Genomic DNA, 21629 nt, shown 5'->3' with positions numbered 1-21629 from the left:
AAAAAGATAATTTGTTAGACAAGCTTAATATAATGCATAAAAAAAGAGTTAGTTTTTATTTTCTGAGTACTTTTTTTGCCATGATGGCGACAGGGGTGACGCTCGGCGTGAGAGCCGAACAACCTATCATGATCACTGTCACCAAAGGGTTTGGATTATCCCTGTATGCCTCTGACCTTGGTGACGCCAAGCAGATGGCGTTGGGTGATGAGGGTACTCTGTTTGTCGGTTCCTATAAGGCGGGTACCATTCAGGCCTTGGTCGATAGCAATGCCGATGGCCGAGTCGATAAGCGCTATGTGGTTGCCAAAGGGTTGGAATACCCAGAGGCGATAGCCTTTCATAACGGTGATCTGTACGTCGCCGAAGAGGAGCGCATTCTACGCTATGTCGATATAGAGAACCGCCTGCGACGCCCAGGCCGTGGTAAAGAGATTTATGATCGCCTACCGGGTAAGACCAATAAGAGCCGCCGGGCAATGCGTTTTGGACCCGATGGCCGTCTCTATGTCGCCATAGGTGCCCCTTGTAATGTCTGCGAGGCCCATGCGCCCTTTGGTAGTATCATTGCCATCGATCTAGAAACTGGCAGCAGCGAGCAGATAGCAACAGGGATCCGCAATGTCACAGGTTTTGACTGGGCCCCTGGCGATAACAAGCTGTGGTTTGCCGATTTGGGCCGCGACTGGATGGGAGACCGACTGCCACCAGATGAAATTAACCGTGTCGATACCATAGGTGCTCACTATGGCTTTCCCTATATCCATGCCAGTAGCGTACTAGAACCCGCCTACGAGAAGCCCAAAGGGCTTAAAGTCACCCGGCCCGTCTTTGAGCTACCGGCTCACGTGGCACCCATGGGGCTTGAGTTTTATCGTGGCAATAGCTTTCCAGAGAAGTATAGAGAACAGCTTTTTGTGGCAGAAAATGGCTCTTGGAATCGTTCTAGTAAGATAGGTTATCAGGTCACCATGTTGACCCTGGAAGGTCAACAGATCAGCAAGCGCCAGACGGTAGTGAGCTTTCTTGATGGTGAGTTTCCTGTCGCCAGGCCCTATGACTTAATTATGGCGCCAGATGGTGCCATGTACATTTCAGACGATTTGAAAGGCAATGTGTATCGCCTGTTTTATAAAGAAAACGCGAGCGAAGAAAGTGAAGCGAGTGAACAACAGGATCCTAACCAATGAGTGATGCGATAGATTTAAGCCTCGATGGCGTCGAACAGATGCCGTTGAGACGTTTCACCGAAGAAGCGTATCTGAACTATTCAATGTACGTCATCATGGATCGCGCCTTGCCGCACATAGGTGACGGTTTGAAACCAGTTCAGCGCCGTATTATCTATGCCATGAGCGAACTGGGCCTGACAGCTCAGTCGAAGCACAAAAAGTCGGCAAGAACTGTGGGTGATGTCTTGGGTAAGTACCATCCCCATGGTGACAGCGCTTGTTACGAAGCCATGGTCTTGATGGCGCAGCCTTTTACCTATCGCTATCCGCTGGTGGATGGTCAAGGAAACTGGGGTGCACCGGACGATCCTAAGTCATTCGCGGCAATGCGTTACACCGAGGCGCGTCTTTCAAAGTTTTCTGAGGTATTGCTGAGTGAGCTGGGCCAAGGCACTGTCGATTGGGGAGTTAACTTCGACGGTACTATGAAAGAGCCGCTGGTATTGCCTGCGCGCTTGCCACATATTTTGCTAAACGGCATCACGGGGATTGCTGTGGGCATGGCGACCGATGTGCCGCCCCATAATGCCCGTGAGTTGGTCAATGCCTGCGTAGAGTTGATCGATAACCCTAAAGCCGATCTCGAGCGTTTGATGGAGTTTGTGCCCGGCCCGGATTATCCGACCGAGGCGGAGATCATCACCTCTAAGGCCGATATCGCCAAGATTTATGACACGGGTCGCGGTTCAATCAAGACCCGCGCCGTTTACACCATAGAGTCGGGTGAGATAGTGATCACCGCGCTGCCCCATCAGGCTAGCGGCGGTAAGATCCTGGAGCAGATCGCCGCTCAGATGCAGGCGAAGAAATTGCCTATGGTGGCGGATCTGCGTGATGAGTCGGACCACGAGAGCCCTGTGCGTATCGTGGTTGTACCACGCTCCAATCGTGTCGATTGCGATCAACTGATGGCTCATCTGTTTGCCACCACAGATCTTGAGAAGAACTTCCGCGTTAATCTCAATGTATTGGGGCTTAACGGGCGACCCCAGGTCAAGGGGCTGAAACAGCTATTGACCGAGTGGTTGGAGTTCAGATTGACCACGGTCAGACGTCGTCTGGAACATAGATTAGATAAGGTATTGGCAAGGCTACATATTTTAGAAGCCTTGATGATCGCCTTCCTCAATATTGATGAGGTGATCGAGATCATTCGTTATCACGATGATCCGAAAGCCGAGCTGATGGCCCGTTTCAAGCTGACGGAAGAACAGGCCAATGCCATCTTAGACCTTAAACTGCGCCACCTGGCGAAGCTGGAAGAGTTTAAGATCAAGACTGAGCAGAGCGAGTTGGAAGCTGAGCGCGAGAAACTTGAGCAGTTGCTGAGTTCAGATCGCCGCATGAAGACCCTGATCAAGAAAGAGTTAAAGCAAGACAGCGAAACCTATGGCGACGAGCGCCGCTCACCTTTGATTGAGCGCAGCGAATCTCGTGCCCTGTCAGAGCAGGAGCTGGTACCGGCCGAGTCGGTAACTGTTGTATTGTCTGAGAAAGGCTGGGTGCGTTGTGCCAAGGGGCATGATATCGACCCAACGGCACTCTCTTACAAGTCGGGTGATGGCTTCCTCTGCGCCGCCTCGGGGCGGAGCAATCATGCTACTGTGTTTATCGGTTCCACAGGCCGCGCCTTTGCCACCGAGACCCACACCCTGCCATCGGCCAGAAGCCAGGGGGAACCAGTAACGACTCGCTTCCAGTTGTCTCCTGGGGAGTCTATGGTTCATGCCTTGCTGGGTGAAGATGGCCAATGCTTCCTGCTGGCCTCTGATGCAGGCTACGGCTTTATCGGCGACTATAAGGATATGGTGTCTCGTAACAAGGCTGGTAAGGCGTTACTGAGTCTGCCGGCCAATGCCCAGGTGCTGCCACCGAAACGGGTAGATAAGGGCCGTAGTGAGTCGATTTTGGCGATCACCAACGAAGGGCGTATGTTGCTCTTCTCTGTCGATGCCTTACCGCAACTGGCTAAGGGTAAGGGCAATAAGATCATAGGTATCCCGAGTGACAGGGCCAAGAGCCGTGAAGAGTTGCTGGTGCACCTACATGTTGTGCCGCAAGATACCGCAGTGACGCTGTGGGCGGGTAAGCGTAAGCTGACTCTTAAGCCGAGCGATCTTGAGCATTACCGCGGCGAGCGTGGCCGTCGGGGCGCCAAGTTGCCTAGAGGGTTACAGCGCGTGGACAAGGTAGAGTTGGGCGAGGATGAACCGACGCTCTAGTGAATTGACCATAAAAAAAGCTGCAATTAAGCAGCTTTTTTTATGGAATAAGGGTAGAAGTAGACGTTAAGCCACTTCGTAGAAATTGGGGGTGACATCCAGTCTTGCCTGAATGATGTCAGTTGCCATTCGGCTGCATTTACCACATTGATTACCAACACCTAGACGGCGCTTTACATCGGCTAGCGACATATCACCTTGATCTACGGCTTCTTTAATTTGCTTGTCGGTAATAGCATGGCATAAGCAAACGTACATTGATTTAACCCCTCTACTTCAGATGCATGCAAGTATAAATGAAAACGATTCTCAATGCTAATAACGACTAGTTATAGACAGTAGCGAAGGGCAATAATCTGCGTAATTAAAAAATGTGATCCATCCCCCAGGTTATGGGGGATCTGTCTGATACGCCGGCTTAATAGCCGCGCTCGAAGTTGACCCTATGGCTTAGGGGCTCGTCCTTGATGAATTTGTGGTAGTTGTTGGCAAAGATCTCTACCACCTGTTCAGGGAAACTAGGGGCGGCGATGTGAGGGGTGATGATGACATTCTCCAGTGACCAGATGGGGTGTTCTGCCGGCAGCGGCTCCTGATTGAACACATCTAAAATAGCCTGTTGTTGTGGATGCTGCTGTAATTGTGCGAAGAGGGCGTCAAGGTCCAGTACATCACCCCGTCCCAAGTTGAAGAGGATGGCTTCGGGTTTCATTAGCTCCAGCAACTGTTTATTAAGTGCGCCTTGCGTCTGCGGCGTGCTGGGTAAGATAGCGGCGATGGCATCGGCTTGGCCTATGTGGTGACATAGGTTTGACAGAGTATCGACATTATCGAAGCCTATGGTTGGCTTAGCGCCGCGATTTATCCCAGTGACCCGCATACCAAAATGTTTTGCAGTCTGGGCGAGGTGCTTGGCGATATTACCAGTGCCGAGCAGTAGAAGGTGTTGTCCCTGCAGAGTGCGAAAATTACCGGGACGCCATATTTTTTCAGCTTGCTGCGACTGATATTGCTTGTGCTGACGCTGGTGGGCCAGCAGATAGCCAAACAGGTATTCGCTCATTAAGGGGCCGAAAATGCCCCGCACATTGGTGAGCATATAGTCTCGGCGTAGCCTGGGTTTCACCAGAAGATCGACGCCAGCATAGGTGGATTGCATCCACTTTATCTGTTTGGCGTGGCCGACTAATGGTGCCGCCAGTGGTGGTTCGGCCAGCCAGATATCGGCATCGAGTATGCTTTGCGGATCGTCGCCAAGCAGTGTTAGATGAGGAAGGTGACAAGAGCCGAGTAAAGTGCGGTATTTGTCGTTGTCGCTGGTGAGTAGCAGTAGCTTGTGTTCCATAGCGAGTCCTTGTTGCTGTTTTTATTTTTGTGTTGTTAGACCCTGATTTGCATCAGTTGCTATTGTCTTTTGGCTGCTAAGCCCTGTGTGATGATCTCGTTGAGAGGCTTCTCTTGTTTGGATAAGCGTTAAGCTTACAGTTACAAAAAAAGCCAAAGGTGTCTATACCGCTTATGAGATTTGCTTATTTGTTGGGCATGTTAAGGAGAGTAGGTACTTGCGGCCTCACGCGTGAGCAATAACTGATGAACACAGTCTGCGCTGACATCAGGAAAATTACTGAAAATGCCATCGACGCCCATCTGCGCGAGATAATGGATATCGTCTCGATTATCGACGGTATAGACAAATACCATAGCACCGCGGGCATGGGCGTCTTGTACTAACTCTCGGTTGACGAAGTTGATGCTCAGGTGCAAAGAGAAGGCATTGAGGCGAGTAACGATGGCGGCTAAGTCTTCTGGTATGCCTTCGATAAGCGGTGCCAGCACGGCTTCTGGGTAGGCTTGTCGTAGCTTAAACAGGAAGCCGTGATGAAAAGAGGAGATAAGTAGCTGATCGGCGCGATAACTAAGCTTGTTTAGTATCTGAGGATAGAGTGCCATAAAGGGCTCAATAGAGTTTAATCCCTTGAGTTCTATGTTGATCAGGGCGTTAAAAGATTGCAGATAGACCAGCAGATCCCAAAGTTTTGGGATGGGCTCGCCATCTACGGTGACACTTGCCAGATACTCTTGGGTGACCTCTTCAATCAGCCCAGCTCCAGAGCTTTTACCATCGAGTCTACGGTCATGGAATACGTAGAGTTCTCCCTCGACACTGTGGACATCTATCTCGACCGCGTTGCAGCCAAGTTCGACCGATTTTTTGATGGCAGCCAGGGTATTTTCGGCAACGTAGCCACTGGCCCCACGATGAGCATAGATACGCATTAGCTTCTAATTAACCCCTGAGTCTCTTTGTTCTGACCACCTTTAATATGCACCTCAAGTTGTGGATAGGCGAGCTCTAAGTTGTTCTCTCTGAGTGTTTTACTCACCTGCTTATGCAGTTTGTGTCTGAGTGGCCAACGTGTGTTCATATCCTTGGCATAGGCGCGAATTTCATAATCTTGGGTATGCTTACCAAAACCTGCAAACCAGACTTCGGGTTCAGGTGTCGTCAAAGCGTCATCACACTCTTCAACCGCCTGGTACAGGGCGGCTTCTACCCTCGCCGGATCTGAATCTCTGGCAACAGAGACATAGACGATCACCCTGGTAATAGGATCTGACAGAGACCAGTTAATCAACTGCTCGGTAATAAAGGCCTTATTGGGAACAATGATCTCCTTTCTATCCCAGTCGACAATGGTGGTTGCGCGGATCTGGATCTTACTGACGGTGCCAGTGAGCTCACGAATGGTTACGGTATCGCCGATTCGTACTGGTTTCTCAAAGAGTATGATCAGACCCGAGATGAAGTTAGCGAAGATCTCCTGCAGACCGAAACCCAGACCTACAGAGAGGGCGGCGACCAGCCACTGTAGCTTAGACCACTCCATCCCCAGGGTGGAAAAACCGCTGAGCATACCGAAGAAGACAACTAAATAGCGGCTTACTGTGGTGACAGCAAAGCCGGTGCCCTGAGAGAGATCCAGTCGCTGTAGGATCATCAGTTCTAACAGACCTGGTAAATTGGTGGCAATCATCAGCGAGAAGCCGACGATGATCAGCCCGAGCAGCAGGGACTTTAGGGTGATGGGAAGCTGCTGAGCGATACCATCGACTGTACTCGAGCTGGTCCATAGGGTGATGCCGTCCAAGAAGGAGAAGATGGCGCTATGGGTTTGTGTCCAGAGCCCTATCAGACTGATTAAAAATGCCAGGGTGAGTAGTGAGCGCACCAGTCCGAGAGATTGGCTGGAGATGGTTTCTAAATCTACCACCGGCTCTTCATAGGTATCGGGAGGCTCATTGCTGTTGGGATCGTCCTCTTTTTCACGCTGAGCCAAGATCTCGGCGCGCTTAGCCTTGGCACGGTTGAAGGCTATGCGTCTTCGCTCGATTAACATCCAGCGCTTTATCAGTAGATACAGCAGGATAAAGCTTAAAGACAAGATCAATGAAAGCTGAAGCTGTAGTAGCATCTGGTAGGCAGTGAAATAGTAACCTCTAAAGGCCAGTACTGCGCAGATGGGTGGCAATAAGATGAGTATCGACCAGAGCAGCTTTTGTAGTAGTCGTTTGTTCTTATCATTCTGGTGATAGTGATGTTCTAGCTTCGATAGGCTCAAAAGATCCCGGTAGAACCAAAACAGCATGACCGCCAGCAGAATAAAGGCCCCGCGCCCCAAGCTGTTACGTACCATAGAGGCTTCTAAGGTCTCGGTAAACCCGACGACGCCCACGATGGGCATGGCCAGTACTGTCAGGGCGCGCAGACGTTGCTGGCCGGCGCGAATGATAAGCTTATTTCCTTTAAAGTGGCCGATTAGCAAACCATTGTCTAATGCCAATAGATAGGTGAAACGGTATAGCAGATACAGCATGCCTATGGCCAAAACTCCCATCCCAAGAGAGGAGACCAAGTTATGGTCGCTTAGGTGGAAGATAAGGCCACCGACTATCAGCGGAAGTGGCTTGATGGTGCTGTAGAGTAAGGAGGCCACCAGAGTGTAGAAGGTATAGATAAACTTATCTTGGGTAACATTGCCCACATAGGTGACGTTTTTCGCCATCAATTGGGTAAATTTGGGCGTGATCAGATCCTGCATCACCAAGCAAAGTACCATTAAGATCACCCACCATGACCAGAGAGTGCTTTGTTCGCTCAGGGAGTCTTTTACCTGATGCCAAGGGGCCTGGGTGAGTAGCCACTGGGTGCTTTGGAGTAGATCACTTACCCAGTGGCCATCTATGCTATTGGCATTTGCCACCCAAAATAGGTGTTCGTTAAGTGTAGTTTTGAGCGTTTGATACTGCTGGCTGAGCTGTTCATATTGCACTCTGAGCTCTGCCAGTTCGCCCAGGTAGAGATCATAATTTTCCAGTAATTGACGTTGCAGTGTTTGCTGAGCGCTCAGGAGTTTTTCCTGCAGTGGCGTCAGTGCTTGTTCGCTATTGCTGAGCAGAGGATGCAGTGCTTGCTCTTGTTCTATCTCGTAGCGTGCCAGACGTGCACTGGCGATCTCATTGCTGATCTTATCTTGGCTCGGCGGCTTAGGCAGGGAGTAAAGGATGCGTAAGAAGCGCTCGCCAAAGGCCGAATTAAGTTTAACTAAGCCTATCTGCTGTTGAATATTAGTGAGCTGCTTAGCCTGTAATTGATACTGGGTCTCCGCCTGCTCCTGTTTATTGACTGCAGCTGTCATGGCGTGAGTCAGCTCTTTAAGCTGCTCGCCATAGGCCTGATTCTGCGCGTTAAGCTTGAGAGCGATGGCATCGTCTGTGATGCTGGTTTCTATCTGGCTGGCGGCAATGGTCGCAGCGGTTGCCTTATGGCGTTGTTCGGCAATGGCGCTGTTGAGTTTTTCAATTAAGGCTTCTTGCTGCACCAGCTGGCTGCGCACTAAGGCGAGTTGCTTTTGGGTCAGAGCGATCTGCTTCTGGCTGCTTGCCAGTTCCGACTCGAGTGTCGACAGCGTCTGTATATAGACTCGGCGCTGCATCTCACTCAGAGGCTGGTTGTCGTTTTCAGTGGCCTGTTTATGTTTAGACAAGGTGAGGTTGGCCTGGCTGATCAGGCTAGGAAGCTGACGCTGCCGCTTAATGAGCTCATTGACCTGATTGGCGAGATTGGCCTCTGTGTCCTTGAGTTCTGACAGTCTGAGGTAAGAGAGTGACGCCTGCTGACTCAAATCTTGATTGGGGTTGTACTCAAGGGGGGAGGTGGAGTCTTTTTGTTGCTGGTTTAGCGCCTGCTTCTGACTCTCATAGCTATGAATGATGGCATCAAAATTGGATTGCAGGGCTTTTTGCTCGGTAAGCTGCTGCTCAAGGATCGCTAGCTGCTCAGCGGTACTTTTATTACTGACCTGGGAATCCTGTCCTATGCCAAGACGCTTATTGAGGTTCAAGGGCGAATTTGCAGCGCCCGAGAAAGAGATTAGACAGAGAATAATCAGTAAAATACGAGACATAAGCCGCTTTGTTCACACCAGCATGAATGGACGAATATATATTACCAAGTTAGTTTAAAAATGATATCTATGAATCGTTTAATTTGACCCGAGTGGAGATAAGTTTGCCGCAGATGCTAGAGGGTTAACGGCTGGCCTTCTGAGCGCGATTGGCTTTGTGGCTCTTTTGGGTTTCATATACAGCCGTAAACACCACCAGGGCGCCACCGATTAAGGTTTTTAGCGCCAGTCCTTCGCCCAAGATTAATAGGGCCAGTAGGGCACCGTATAGGGGTTGCAGGCAGGAGACCAGACTGACCGTCTTGGCACTGAGCTGGCGCAGCGCCGAGGTAAATAGGGCGTGGGGCGCGGCGGTAAAGACGATACCTAATAAGATAACTAGCCACCAGACGTTGGCTTGGATGCTGCTGGGCTCGACCTCGAGCCAGGGTAGCAGAAATAGTGCGCTGACGCCGGTTTGGTAGTACATGGCTTGGGCGCCCGTGTAGCTGGCAAAGTAGCGCTTATGCAGTAGGTTTCTCGCGGTAAACAAAGCCGCAGAGAGTACTCCTATGATGATCCCTAGGGTGACATCATTCCCTAGGTTGGCTTCGGGGATCAGCAAGCTTACGCCAAGGAGTACGCAGATACCGCTGATAATATCGGCCAGCTCCAGTCGCTTGCCGGTAAAAAATGGCTCGACCAGAACGGTCATCACAGGGTAGGTAAAGAAGGCTATCATGCCGATGGCCACAGACGAGAGCTGCATGGCGGCAAAGTAGGTGACCCAGTGGAGGCTGACGATGATGCCTAGCCCAATGGCAATATAGTAGTCTTTAACTTGATTAAGCTCGAGGTGATAACCACTCAGTTTAACCAATAGGCCGAGAGCAAGTGCGGCGATGCAGCAGCGTAGCGCCGTGATATCCAGGGCGCTGAGTGGGATCAGTTTGGAAAAGAGTGCCGTTCCCCCAAACAGGAGGACGGCCAGATGCAGTTCAATTAATCCCGAGCGTTCGCTGCTGTGCGTATTCAATATTTCCTCTAATCGATTTTGGCGAAGGCTTGTCCCATGCGGGTGACGGCCTTAGGCTCTACGCCATCGACAAAGTGTTCTATCGCGTCTTTGGCAAACAGCATCACGACAGTGCTACCCAGCTTGAAGCGCCCCATCTCGTCGCCTTTGTCTAAGGTAATTGCCTCTGGGCCCTCGGTCGGATAGTCCCAGGTAAACACCTTCTTGCCTGTCGGTGGCGTGACTGTGCCTGCCCAGACGGTTTCTATGCTGGCGACGATCGTCGCACCTACTAATACCATGGCCATAGGACCAATTTCGGTTTCGAAGATGGCAACCACACGCTCGTTGCGGGCAAATAGACCCGGAACATTTTCCGCCGTCAGAGGGTTAACCGAAAACAACTCGCCCGGTACATAGGTCATCTTAGACAAAGTGCCTTTGATGGGCATGTGAATTCTGTGGTAGTCCTTAGGTGCCAGATAGATAGTGGCAAAGTCACCGCCTTCGAAGCGTTTTGCATCATCACTTTGATCGCCTAAAAGGGCAAGTGATGAATATTCATGTCCTTTTGCCTGAAAGATGCGACCCTCTTTGATGGGACCGCACTGGCTTACCGCACCATCTACCGGATGGACGATATAGTCGTCATCATCACACAGAGGACGGATGCCGGGCTTTAAAGCGCGAGTGAAGAAGGCGTTGAAGCTGGCATAGGCTTCAGGCTCACTTGCGGCGGCTTCACTCATGTCTATTTTATATTGCTTGATAAACCATTTAATTACACTTGTGGTCACTGCGCCGAGTTCGGCGGCTGCCAGTTTACCCACGAGTCGTGATAGCAGGTGCTTTGGCATTATGTATTGCAAGGCAATCTTCAATTTGTCCACAGTATGTTTTCCTTCAAATCCAATCTGGCTGTTCTTACTTTAGGGTCTGTTGATCTCTCAAGTTTAAGCAAAGAACAACAGGCCCTAGTTAATCGGTGTCGTTTCTGAAATGACGGGCATGGCGCTGCTCATCTAGGCTATCGATTATACGATGATAGTTGTTGTATCTGTCTTGGGAGATTTTACCCTCCTCGAAAGCCTGGGTGATGGCGCAGCCCGGGTCATTTTTATGTTTACAGTCTCTGAACTTACAGGTGCCGAGGTAATCTCTAAATTCAATAAAGCACCAGCCTACGCGCTCGGCAGGCAAGTGCCATAGGGCAAATTCTCGTACACCCGGAGAGTCCACCAGATCGCCGCCGCTGGGGAAATGCAGCAGTTTGGCCGTGGTAGTGGTGTGTTGACCCAAGCCTGATGTTTCAGATACATCACCTGTGATCAATTCAGCTTCTGGTAACAGAGCATTAATAAGCGAAGATTTACCCACACCCGATTGACCAACAAATACGCTGACCTTATCTTTTAACAGGGCTTTAATGGCTTCAACCCCTTCGCCTGACTTGCTGCTGACTTGATAGACGGAGTAGCCAATCGCCTGATACCGCTTTAGCGCCGCTTCGACCTGAGGAGCCTCTTCGTCGCTAAGCAGATCGATCTTATTGAGTATGATGACAGGGGCTATGCCTGTGTCTTCGGCAGCAACGAGATAGCGGTCGATAATTTGGGTCGTAAAACTAGGGACCACTGACGACACAATAAGGATCTGGTCGATATTAGCGGCGATAATCTTGATGCCATCATACAGATCCGGGCGTGAGAGTGACGAGTGCCTAGGATGAACGGCTTCGACGACGCCGGCTATGGTGGCGCTGGTTTCGGTGGCCTGACGAACAATGACTTTATCGCCAGTGACCAAGCTTTGAATGTTTCGGCGAATATTACAGCGAACCAGTTCGCCGCTTTCTGTTTCAACATCAGCATGTTGACCGAAACGAGAAATGACGGTGCCGAGCTGCTCTGGTCCCAGTGAGCTATCCTGTAACTCAACGGTGGCGTTTTCGGTGTCTTTTCGCTGTAAACGCTTCTCTTGATTGGCACGCATGCGACGGCGTTGACCTTGGCTTAGGGGTTTCTTCTTACTCACAATATCGTCATCGTCAAAATAAGGTTATTTTGTGTCATCTAAAAAAGCAGTATGATACACGGTCTTAAATAAAAAAGCCTGAATTTAGGCAAACACGCATTGATAAGGCAGATATATGGCTGCAGATGAAACGAATCTGATTTGGGTAGATCTTGAGATGACGGGGTTAGAGCCTGAGGTCGATAGAATTATTGAAATTGCGACAATCGTGACAGATAAAGAGTTAAACATATTGGCCGAAGGGCCCGTGATTGCAATTCATCAGAGTGAAGATGTATTAGCCGCCATGGATGATTGGAATCAGAAGCACCATGGCGAGTCAGGCTTGATCGAAAGAGTCAAAGCGAGTGACTTTAGTGAGCAAGATGCCATAGAGCAGACGATAGCCTTTCTTTCACAACATGTCCCGGCAGGTGTTTCACCCATGTGTGGTAACAGCATTGGTCAGGACAGACGCTTTATGAATCGTTACATGCCAGCCTTGGAAGATTATTTCCATTACCGCAATATTGATGTGAGTTCAGTCAAAGAGTTAGTGCGTCGCTGGAAGCCAGAGGTGATGAACGGTTTCAAGAAGCAGGGGACTCACCAAGCCTTGGTTGATATTCAAGAGTCGATTGCCGAACTGCAATATTATCGCGAGAAAGTATTTAAAATTTGACCAAACGATAGAAAATTTTAAATTAGGGGGTTGCAGAGGGGCGAAATTCTCCTATAATGCGGCCTCAACTTTTTACTAGCGTGTTCGTTGGTAGAGATTGAAATGCGACATTAGCTCAGTTGATAAAAGGTGAAAGACGATACCTTTTGTTGATGATGACAGTTAATTTAGCTCGAAAAAATTTATGCGACATTAGCTCAGTTGGTAGAGCGATACCTTGCCAAGGTATAGGTCATCGGTTCGAACCCGATATGTCGCTCCAAATTACAAAAGTTTGGTTACACCAATATCCAGACTCACAGATTTTAAGCGACATTAGCTCAGTTGGTAGAGCGATACCTTGCCAAGGTATAGGTCATCGGTTCGAACCCGATATGTCGCTCCAAATTTTATGCGACATTAGCTCAGTTGGTAGAGCGGTACCTTGCCAAGGTATAGGTCATCGGTTCGAACCCGATATGTCGCTCCAAAATTTTATGCGACATCAGCTCAGTTGACTCTTTGTATAGAGCAAAAGGGCGATACCTTGCCAAGGTATAGGTTATCGGTTGTTTGTTTCGAAGCCGATATGTCGCTCCAAGTTTAAAGATTTATGCGACATTAGCTCAGTTGGTAGAGCGATACCTTGCCAAGGTATAGGTCATCGGTTCGAACCCGATATGTCGCTCCAATCTTCTTTTCAGTTTTAACTTCCCCTTTAAAATTAATCACGACATTAGCTCAGCTGCTGCTTTGTGCAGAGTAAGTGCGATACCTTGCTAAGATGTATGTCATCGGTTGTTTGTTTCTAAGCCGATATGTCGCTCCAATCTTCTTTTCAGTTTTAACTTCCCCCTTTAAAATTAATCACGACATTAGCTCAGTTGCTGCTTTGCGCAGAGTAATAGCGATACCTTGCCAAGGTATAGGTCATCGGTTGTTTGTTTCTAAGCCGATATGTCGCTCCAATCTTCTTTTCGGTTTTAACTCCCCCTTTAAAATTAATTACGACATTAGCTCAGTTGCTGCTTTGTGCAGAGTAATAGCGATACCTTGCCAAGGTATCGATCATCGGTTGTTTGTTGCTAAGGCGATATGTCGCTCCAATCTTCTTTTCGGTTTTAACTTCCCCTTTAAAATTAATCACGACATTAGCTCAGTTGCTGCTTTGTGCAGAGTAAGGGCGATACCTTGCCAAGGCTTAGGTCCAGTTTGTAGGGCTTATGCGTCTAACTCTATATGTTGCTGCAAATTTCCCATCTAAAGTTTTTAATCCCATAGAAGCACTTTATTTCACTTATGTGTTGTTGCCACTATCGGCAACATTAGCTCAGTTGACTCTCTGTATGCTGCGCTGGGCGGTACCTTGCAGAGGTATGGGGCCAGCCAATATGCCCCAGCAAGTTTTTTCTCACACGCTTTTTTACAGCAAAACATCCTACTTCGATTTACCTCTGGGTTTGCCGTCAGCGGCACTCGCTCGATTGAATCTAGCTCCTTTGAATCCTGTCTTATCGGCTAAAGCATGCTCAGTTATCAAAAGTTGTTTGAAGGGTTGAGTCCTTCAAATTGTATTGTTCGTATATTAAAAACTGGCATAAATTAATCACAAGACGGAGAGATGGCAACAAAGATGAGTTCCCCCCGCTAGCTTGAGGAGGACCTAATCATACATTGACTACTTTCTGGTGAATCGAGAAGGGGAGGCAGAATCACAATGCAAATTAACATTGCGATTTTATCACCCCAACTATGGCCCCTGCTGTTTTGGCCGGTTCACGTAATCAGTCACTTGAGTTCATTTTGCAACCAAGGTGCATTGAACAATCAAGTTGTACTGGATTTTTAGTTAAGCCAACACATTGCAATCAATTGATTTATTAATGCGTAGGTTTTGTAGATTTAGTTCAAATTAGGAGACTCCACAATGGCTGGAATTCTAGAAGGTATCCGAGTAATTGAAGTTGCATCAATGGCAGCTGCACCATCTGCAACCGTAATGCTTGCCGACCACGGTGCTGAAGTGATTAAGATTGAACCGCTAGCAGGCGACCCATGGCGCTATGGTCACATGGTTGCTGGCATGCCAAAAAGCAAAATAGCCTACACCACCTATACACAGAACCGCACTAAGAAGTCAGTGGCTCTGGATTTGAAAAAGCCAGAAGCACAGGCGGCGTTACTTAAGTTAGTCGCGACGGCTGATGTGTTCTTAACTAACTCTCCACGTAATGTGCAAAAACACCTTAAGCACACCTACGAAGATATCAAAGCGGTCAATCCAGAAATCGTATACGCCTGGATTAACGGTTTCGGTTTGGAAGGTCCAGACAAAGATGCCCCAGGCTTTGATATGACAGCTTGGTATGCACGTACAGGCATTATGGAAGAGCTGCGTCCGAAAGAAGCTGGCCCAGTTCCGCTCCCAGTTGGCACCGGCGACTTGAATACCGCCACGGCGCTATTCAGTGCAGTAATGACAGGCCTTTTCCATAAAGAGCGTACAGGTAAAGGCTCTAAAGTCTCTACCTCTCTGATGAATAACGGTTTGTGGGCTAACTCAAGCATGATGCAGGCCGCATTGGTTGGCGCACCAGCGATGAAGAAGTATCACCGTGAAGAGTGGCCAAACCCAGTCACTGGTGGTGTGTTCAAAACCCAAGATAACCGTTATGTCATTATCGTTGAGCTGAACCCAAACAACGTTGATAACTTGCGCGATGCCTTCGGCGCGGATCACTTAAAAGGTGATGAGCGCTTCGCAACGCCTGAGCAGCGTGCGGTAAACCATCAAGCGCTGTTTGATGAGATGCAAGCGATTGTTGGCCAGCATGATCTCGCTAAGGTTAAAGCACGCCTAAAAGAGTTCGGAGTCAACTTCAGCGTGGTGCAAACCACTGAAGAGTGTACTCGTGACGAGCACATGATCGCCAATGGCTGCTTCCCTGAAGTAGAGGGTACTGACGGTATCCGCACCATTGATAGCCCAATCCAGGTTGAAGGTAACGGCATTAACAAGGTTAAGCCGCAAAACCCACCTAAAGTTGGCGAGCACACTATGTCTGCGCTAACTGGCCTTGGCTATAGCGAAGAAGAAGTGCAAGCACTGGTTGCAGCGAAAGCCGTTGGACTTCCACGTTAATCACACCAAGCGAAAAGATGTAATACCAACCTGGGTGTATCTATAAGGCTATGGCCAGGTTGGATTTTCAAATTCAAATAGAAGGTAAATATCATGTCAGATCATAAGTTTTTTGAAGATTTCGAAATTGGCGAAAGCTTTGTCACTAACGCACGCACCATTACGGAAACCGACATTGTCATGCATGCCATGCACAGTGGTGACTGGCAACCGCATCACACCAACGAAGAATTTGCTAAAGAGCAACCATTTAGAACGCGTATTGCCCACGGCAATCTGACTTTCTGTGTCAGTACTGGTTTGATTTTCCAGTCTTCTTCAGAAAATCCAAATATCATGGCTTATGGCTTCAACAAAGTGCGTTATCCAGCGCCTGTCTTTCCTGGGGACACTATCAAGGTAGAAGTCACCATCATTGAGAAGAAAGACCATCCTAAGCAGAAAACACACGGCCTGATAACACAGACCGAAGTGACCACTAACCAACGCGGCGAAACCGTGGCTTATGTTGAGCATGAGTTGTTTGTGACCAAGCGAACTCCTACGGCATAACCCCAAGTGATTGAGCCTACCCCGCTATTGATATTCAGCGAGGATAGGCTCAGCCAGATGGCATGGTGCAGATGTTCGATGCCAAGCTAAATTTCCTTAAATTCTGCGACATGCAGAATTCAAAAAGAGAGAACAGATATGAGTGAAGTAGCGAAGTATAAAGAAGTAGCCAAATTCTTTGAAGATTTTGAAATCGGCGAAACACGTACGACTGCAGGCAGAACCATTACAGAAACTGATTTTGTTATGCACGCAATGCATTCGGGTGACTGGATGCCACACCACACAGATGCTGAGTGGTGTAAGACACAACCGTTTAAAAAGCCGATTATCCATGGCAACGCGACATTTAGTATCAGCACGGGTTTATGCATTCAAGGTGAGCCATTAAATCCACATGGCATGTCTTACGGCTACGACAAAATCCGTTACCCAAACCCTGTATTTGAAGGTGACACCATTCAAGTCACCATGACTGTGATTGAGAAAAAAGATCATCCTAAACGCCCGACTCACGGTTTGATCACTGAAGAGAAAGTGACCACTAACCAACATGGTCAAGTTGTATGCGTCGCTCACCACGTTATCTATGTAGAGAAACGTAATCCTTAGTCTTTAAGGTTCATCTCGCCAATTATCGTTGAAAGGAGAATAAGTCGATGAAAGTAAACGAACATAAAGCCTCTAAATTGGAACAGTTTCGTTGTATGGACGTTGCTTGGCTGCTTAACCAATGGGTTGAGCGCCAACCAGACAAGCCGTTTGTTGTTTGGTCTCCTTTCGATGACAGCCCAAGTCAATCTTGGACTTATGCGGAGTTATCACTTGCAGCCAAGCAGGTTGCAGCCGGACTGAAAAAGCGCGGGGTAAGTGAAGGAAAATTTGTCTTAATGCATTTTGACAATTCTCCTGATTTTCTTATCGCTTGGTTTGCCTGTGCCTATCTTGGCGCTGTGCCGGTGACGACCAATACGCGCTCAGTGGCGGAAAATGTTCACTATTTCGCGCAGGTCATGAACCCTGTGTGTGCGATCACGTCAGCAGACTATGCAAATGTGGTGCGTGAAGCATGCGGCGACTTAACGCCCGTGATTGTCTCTGGGGAGATGGCACCAGAAGCTGTTGCCACTTTACATACAGAATCTTTTGCCGATCTCGCGTGCAATGAGCCCATTCCTGAGCTAACGCGCGACCCTGAACGTAATTTTGCGGTTCAGTTTACATCAGGCACCACCTCACGCCCTAAACCCACCATGTGGAGCAATGCCAATGCATTGTGGGCGGGTAAGTCGATGTCAACCAACCTGCGTTTAAATAACGACGACAGAACTTTACTCTTTCTACCCCTGTTTCATGCCAACGCGCAGATCAGTTTATTAAGCACCTTGTGGGTAGGCGGTACTGTCGTTGTGCAGCCTAAATTCTCAGTATCGCGTTTTTGGGATGCTTGTGTTGCTCATGATATCACTTGGATATCTATGATTCCTTTCGCTTTTAAAGCGCTTAAAGGTAAGCCAGTGCCTTCAGACCATAAAGTCCGAGTGATGATGGGGCTTGAGCTGATGCCCGAGCTTGAAAAAGAGTTTGGTGTACAAATTATGGCGATGTGGGGCATGACGGAAACCCTCTCTGCTTGCATAGTGACCGACCCGTTTCACCCAGGTCCTGCGGGGAGCATTGGCCGTCCTTCACCCTTCTACGATATCGAAATTCGTAAGGAAGAAGATGGGCGTTTAGCCGGGCCAGGCGAGCAAGGTCTCTTGTTCGTGCGTGGCGAGCGCGGCGTGACGCTGTTTAAAGAATATTATCAACAAGCAGACCATACCGCGGAAGCGTTCGATAAGAGTGGCGCACTCGATACCGGCGACATCATCCGCATCGATGAGCAAGGCTGGCTGCATTATGTCGCGCGTTACAAAGATATGTTGCGAGTTGGCGGTGAAAACGTTGCTGCACTAGAGATCGAAACTGCCATAGATGAAACCGGTTTAGTGATGGAGTGTGCCGTGGTTGGCCAGCAGCACTACATGTTAGGTGAAGTCCCAGTTGCATTTGTTTCATTGAGTGATGAAGGCAAAAAACTCAAACATGAGCAAGTGAGTGAGAGAGTGATAGCCCACTGTCGTGAAAAACTGGCGGATTTCAAAGTCCCCAGAAACGTGATGATTGTGGCGAGCTTTCCACGGTCAACCCTAGACAGAATTTCGAAAAAAGTATTGAGAGAACGACTGCCTCCAATCGAGTCATAAGCTCATTGTTGACGCGATTTTCAATTCAATATCAGAAACTTGTAAAGAATTAGTAATTAATCAGGAGCTAAAGATGGCGACCTACAAATATGTAACTACAGAACAGATTGGCAATGTGGGAGTGGTGACTTTTAATCGCCCTGAAGCATTAAACGCCTTGAACGAACAAGTAGAAATGGATGTGACCGATGCACTGAAAGCCTTCGATGCAGATGACGCTATAGGCTGCATGGTACTGGCGGGTGGCGACAAAGCCTTTTGTGCTGGCGCAGACCTAAAGTGGATTGCCTCACAAGACTTTGATTCGGCTTATCGTGGCAACCTTGCGGCCTATATGGACCAAGTGGCTAAGCTGCGTAAACCAGTAGTGGCAGCTGTGCGTGGTTTTGCCTTTGGTGGCGGCACCGAAATCGCTTTGATGTGCGACATCATCATTGCCGATAGCACCGCTAAATTTGCCTTACCTGAAGTGACGCTAGGTGTGATTCCTGGCGGCGGTGGCCCGGCTCGATTAACGCGTGCGGTAGGCAAAGCCAAAGCCATGTATTACATCCTGACTGGCAAACCTTTCAGCGCCGAAGAAGCTGAGCGCATCGGCTTGATCACTAAAGTCGTTGAAGACGGTCAATTACTCGACGAAGCCTTGGCAGTAGCAAGTGCCATTGCCAGCAACCCCCGTTTAGCCGTGTTAGCGGGTAAAGAAGCCGTTAACCAACAAGCCGAAGTGCCACTGGCACCTGGGCTTAACCTTGAGCGTCGCTTATTCCATGGCCTGTTTGGTACGGAAGATCAGCGCGAAGGCATGACTGCATTTGCCGAAAAACGTAAACCTAATTACAAAAAATATTAATTTTCACAGATAAGTATTGAGGAAAATATTATGAGTAAAGTAATCGTCGAAAAGAACAAGGGTATTGTGCATGTAAAAATCAACCGTCCTGAGGTGATGAATGCCTGTGATGGTGAAACCTATAATGCGATCGCCGATGCCTGGGATGAGCTGGAAAACGACCCAACGCTGCGTGTTGGTATCATCAGCGGTGAAGGTCGCGCATTCTGTGTGGGCACTGACATCAAATGGGTGAACTCTCCTGCGGCCGATGGTTTTGTTGACCGCCTATACCCACGTCTTATGACCATGACAAAACCTGTGATTGCGGCTATTCACGGTCACTGTAACGGTGGTGGTTTGGAGCAAGCTTTAGGAGCGGATATCCGCGTATGTGCCGATAACGCACACTTTGGTTTTGGTGAGATTCGTCTTGGCTGGATCCCTGGTGGTCACGGTACCCAACGTTTACCACGCGTGATCCCTCTGGGCAACGCGCTGGAATTGCTTTACACAGGTAACCGCATCGATGCCCCAGAAGCGCTACGTCTTGGCTTAGTGAATCACATGGTTCCCGCTGAAGAGTTAATGGCGAAATGTGAGCAGATCGCCAAAGATATCGTCAGTTCGGCACCACTTGCCGTACAGAAAATGAAATCTACCGTGATGAACGGCTTAGATCTACCACTGCCTGAAGCGGTGAAACTTGAGAAAGCAGCGTTTGAATGGCTAATGGCTACTGAAGATGCCAATGAGGGTGCTACCGCCTTTGCTGAAAAACGTGCACCTAACTGGCAAGCCAAATAACGGCTGGTGGCTAGGTATTTAGCTTTAAGCTTATAAGGCCGCCATGGCTTATAGACTTTATGAAACAAGATATTGTTTATAGGATTCATCATGAAAAAGTTTAGTCAAGTCTCCAAATCTGTGCTTTTAGCCTCTGCGTTTGCTTGCGTTTTGCCGCAAGCGATGGCTCAAGATAAAACACCTCTTATTGAGTTTAAAAATGGTTTTCCAATAGAGCTTGAGAAGGCCACCCGTGAAGCAAACTATGGCGAGCTGTTTTTAGGCGGTGATATTTCTGCTTATTTCAACATGCGCGCTTCTGAGTTTTTACCTACGGCAGTGTTACCCGCTCGCCAAGCGGTGATGCCATTGGGTCAAAAGCCAATGCCTGAAGTGGGCTTAATAAAATCTGACATGACGTCAGAGAGTAAGTTAAAAGGGCCGCTGACGCTGGATCAGTTTTTAGAACAATCTGATGGTGCCCAGGGTTTCCTCGTGGTGCACAAAGGCAATATCGTATACGAAAAATACCCACGGATGCGCCAAGAGGATGTTCATGTTTGGATGTCTTCAGCGAAACCTACCGCTAGTTTATTGATCGACATGCTTATCAGTGAGGGCAAAATTGACGAAAATGCCCCAGTAACTAACTATTTAACTGATTTTAAAGGCACCGATTGGGACGGCATTACCACACGCGATATCTTGGATATGGCGACCGGTATGGATTTGGAAGATACCAGCGAGTCTCGCTTTGATCCCAATAACGTGGCACGCCGTGTTTATGAAGCTGAATTTGGTTTCCCTAATGAAAAACACGGTCTAGAAACTTTGGCAGAAGTACTTAAAAGCACTAAAGCTAAAGAAGAACCAGGTTTGTCTTTTCAGTACGCTTCAGGCCTTACTCAAATGTTAGTGCTTATTGCTGAAGAAGTAGAGCACGAACGTTGGCATCAAATATTTGACCGTCGAGTATGGTCAAAAGTGGGCGCTGAAGGTTCACTACAGTTACACATGACTACCGACGGTATTGTGGCGGCTCATGGTTTAATCTCTAGTAACCTGAGAGACTTCGCACGCTTTGGTATGCTTTACACGCCAAGCTGGAACAAAATCGCTACTGAACAAGTGGTTTCAGATGACATTCTAAAACGCATTCATACTGAAAAACGTTCTCACGAATTCTTTATGAAAGGATTCGATGGCGCTGTTATGGAAGACTATTTAGGTTCTACCGATATCGTTGCTAACAGCCGCCAGTGGGATGTACTTTGGGCTGATGGCGATATGTGGAAAGGTGGTTTGATGACTCAAGGTTTATATGTATCACCTAGCCGAGACCTAGTGATTGTATATTTCAACGTCAATAACGAAGACCACTCTGGCCACCGCTATGCGCGTAAAATTGCCACTTCAGGCTTATTCGACAAATAAACCGCGCTTAATCGCAAGTTGAATACTCGTAAGGCGGCACCCAATGGGTG

General features: G+C 48.5%; 17 protein-coding genes and 5 tRNA genes. 15 read left to right on the top strand and 7 right to left on the bottom strand.

The annotated features are described in order from the left end of the window. Positions 1 to 80 precede the first annotated feature (80 nt). Both NY07_RS07700 and parC read left to right on the top strand, forming a co-directional pair. Positions 81 to 1190 (top strand): PQQ-dependent sugar dehydrogenase, encoded by a 1110-nt coding sequence (locus tag NY07_RS07700; RefSeq protein WP_052125552.1) that lies wholly within the window; start codon positions 81 to 83, stop codon positions 1188 to 1190. Further along, positions 1187 to 3454 (top strand): DNA topoisomerase IV subunit A, encoded by a 2268-nt coding sequence (parC, locus tag NY07_RS07695; protein ID WP_033538760.1) that lies wholly within the window; start codon positions 1187 to 1189, stop codon positions 3452 to 3454. Before NY07_RS07700 ends, parC begins: the two co-directional genes overlap by 4 nt. A gap of 66 nt (positions 3455 to 3520) precedes the next feature. Here the strand turns inward: parC and NY07_RS07690 are convergent, their stop codons facing one another. The 7 genes from NY07_RS07690 to rsgA all read right to left on the bottom strand — a co-directional run bounded on the left by NY07_RS07690 (position 3521) and on the right by rsgA (position 11947). Next, positions 3521 to 3712 carry a bacterioferritin-associated ferredoxin gene (locus NY07_RS07690; protein ID WP_033538759.1) on the bottom strand — a complete coding sequence of 64 codons (192 nt, stop codon included), beginning with the start codon at positions 3710 to 3712 and terminating at the stop codon, positions 3521 to 3523. Between the two features lie 160 nt (positions 3713 to 3872). Beyond that, positions 3873 to 4799 (bottom strand): D-2-hydroxyacid dehydrogenase, encoded by a 927-nt coding sequence (locus tag NY07_RS07685; protein WP_033538758.1) that lies wholly within the window; start codon positions 4797 to 4799, stop codon positions 3873 to 3875. A gap of 200 nt (positions 4800 to 4999) precedes the next feature. Next, entirely contained in the window at positions 5000 to 5731 is a 732-nt protein-coding gene (locus tag NY07_RS07680) for a glycerophosphodiester phosphodiesterase (RefSeq protein ID WP_033538757.1), read from the bottom strand. Next, positions 5731 to 8919 carry a mechanosensitive ion channel domain-containing protein gene (locus tag NY07_RS07675; RefSeq protein WP_033538756.1) on the bottom strand — a complete coding sequence of 1063 codons (3189 nt, stop codon included), beginning with the start codon at positions 8917 to 8919 and terminating at the stop codon, positions 5731 to 5733. Before NY07_RS07675 ends, NY07_RS07680 begins: the two co-directional genes overlap by 1 nt. A gap of 124 nt (positions 8920 to 9043) precedes the next feature. Then, positions 9044 to 9934, bottom strand: coding sequence for a DMT family transporter (locus NY07_RS07670; RefSeq protein WP_033538755.1), 891 nt, complete (start codon positions 9932 to 9934; stop codon positions 9044 to 9046). A gap of 8 nt (positions 9935 to 9942) precedes the next feature. Further along, entirely contained in the window at positions 9943 to 10803 is an 861-nt protein-coding gene (gene asd, locus NY07_RS07665; RefSeq protein ID WP_033538754.1) for an archaetidylserine decarboxylase, read from the bottom strand. Positions 10804 to 10891: 88 nt separating this feature from the next. Beyond that, the gene (gene rsgA, locus NY07_RS07660) at positions 10892 to 11947 is read right to left on the bottom strand and encodes a small ribosomal subunit biogenesis GTPase RsgA (RefSeq protein ID WP_033538753.1); all 1056 of its coding nucleotides are present in this window, start codon (positions 11945 to 11947) and stop codon (positions 10892 to 10894) included. A 115-nt stretch (positions 11948 to 12062) separates the two neighbouring features. Here rsgA and orn point away from each other — a divergent pair, with 115 nt between their 5' ends. The 13 genes from orn (at position 12063) to NY07_RS07600 (ending at position 21579) form a co-directional block, all read left to right on the top strand. Further along, positions 12063 to 12608 (top strand): oligoribonuclease, encoded by a 546-nt coding sequence (gene orn / locus NY07_RS07655; RefSeq protein WP_033538752.1) that lies wholly within the window; start codon positions 12063 to 12065, stop codon positions 12606 to 12608. 186 nt (positions 12609 to 12794) lie between these two features. Next, positions 12795 to 12870 (top strand) — tRNA-Gly (locus tag NY07_RS07650). Between the two features lie 47 nt (positions 12871 to 12917). Next, positions 12918 to 12993: transfer RNA gene (locus tag NY07_RS07645), tRNA-Gly, on the top strand. An 8-nt stretch (positions 12994 to 13001) separates the two neighbouring features. Beyond that, a tRNA-Gly gene (locus tag NY07_RS07640) sits at positions 13002 to 13077 on the top strand. Between the two features lie 9 nt (positions 13078 to 13086). Next, positions 13087 to 13187: transfer RNA gene (locus tag NY07_RS19415), tRNA-Gly, on the top strand. Positions 13188 to 13202: 15 nt separating this feature from the next. Then, positions 13203 to 13278: transfer RNA gene (locus NY07_RS07635), tRNA-Gly, on the top strand. Between the two features lie 1236 nt (positions 13279 to 14514). Beyond that, positions 14515 to 15729, top strand: a complete 1215-nt coding sequence (locus NY07_RS07630; protein WP_033538751.1) for a CaiB/BaiF CoA transferase family protein — start codon at positions 14515 to 14517, stop codon at positions 15727 to 15729. Positions 15730 to 15822: 93 nt separating this feature from the next. Next, a complete protein-coding gene (locus NY07_RS07625) occupies positions 15823 to 16281 on the top strand; it encodes a MaoC/PaaZ C-terminal domain-containing protein (RefSeq protein ID WP_033538750.1) in 459 nt (152 codons plus the stop codon). 138 nt (positions 16282 to 16419) lie between these two features. Beyond that, positions 16420 to 16893, top strand: coding sequence for a MaoC family dehydratase (locus NY07_RS07620; protein WP_033538749.1), 474 nt, complete (start codon positions 16420 to 16422; stop codon positions 16891 to 16893). A 47-nt stretch (positions 16894 to 16940) separates the two neighbouring features. Continuing rightward, positions 16941 to 18530, top strand: coding sequence for an AMP-binding protein (locus NY07_RS07615; RefSeq protein WP_052125545.1), 1590 nt, complete (start codon positions 16941 to 16943; stop codon positions 18528 to 18530). A gap of 73 nt (positions 18531 to 18603) precedes the next feature. Then, positions 18604 to 19380, top strand: a complete 777-nt coding sequence (locus tag NY07_RS07610) for an enoyl-CoA hydratase-related protein (protein WP_033538748.1) — start codon at positions 18604 to 18606, stop codon at positions 19378 to 19380. Positions 19381 to 19410: 30 nt separating this feature from the next. Next, positions 19411 to 20166 (top strand): enoyl-CoA hydratase/isomerase family protein, encoded by a 756-nt coding sequence (locus tag NY07_RS07605; protein ID WP_033538747.1) that lies wholly within the window; start codon positions 19411 to 19413, stop codon positions 20164 to 20166. A gap of 90 nt (positions 20167 to 20256) precedes the next feature. After that, positions 20257 to 21579 carry a serine hydrolase domain-containing protein gene (locus NY07_RS07600; RefSeq protein WP_052125544.1) on the top strand — a complete coding sequence of 441 codons (1323 nt, stop codon included), beginning with the start codon at positions 20257 to 20259 and terminating at the stop codon, positions 21577 to 21579. The last annotated feature ends 50 nt before the right edge of the window (positions 21580 to 21629 follow it).

This window comes from Shewanella sp. ECSMB14101 (assembly GCF_000773485.1).
In the GTDB taxonomy this organism is placed as follows: domain Bacteria; phylum Pseudomonadota; class Gammaproteobacteria; order Enterobacterales; family Shewanellaceae; genus Shewanella; species Shewanella marisflavi.
The sequence above is the reverse complement of the archived record's forward strand: the minus strand, read 5'-3'. Positions and strand labels throughout refer to the sequence as shown.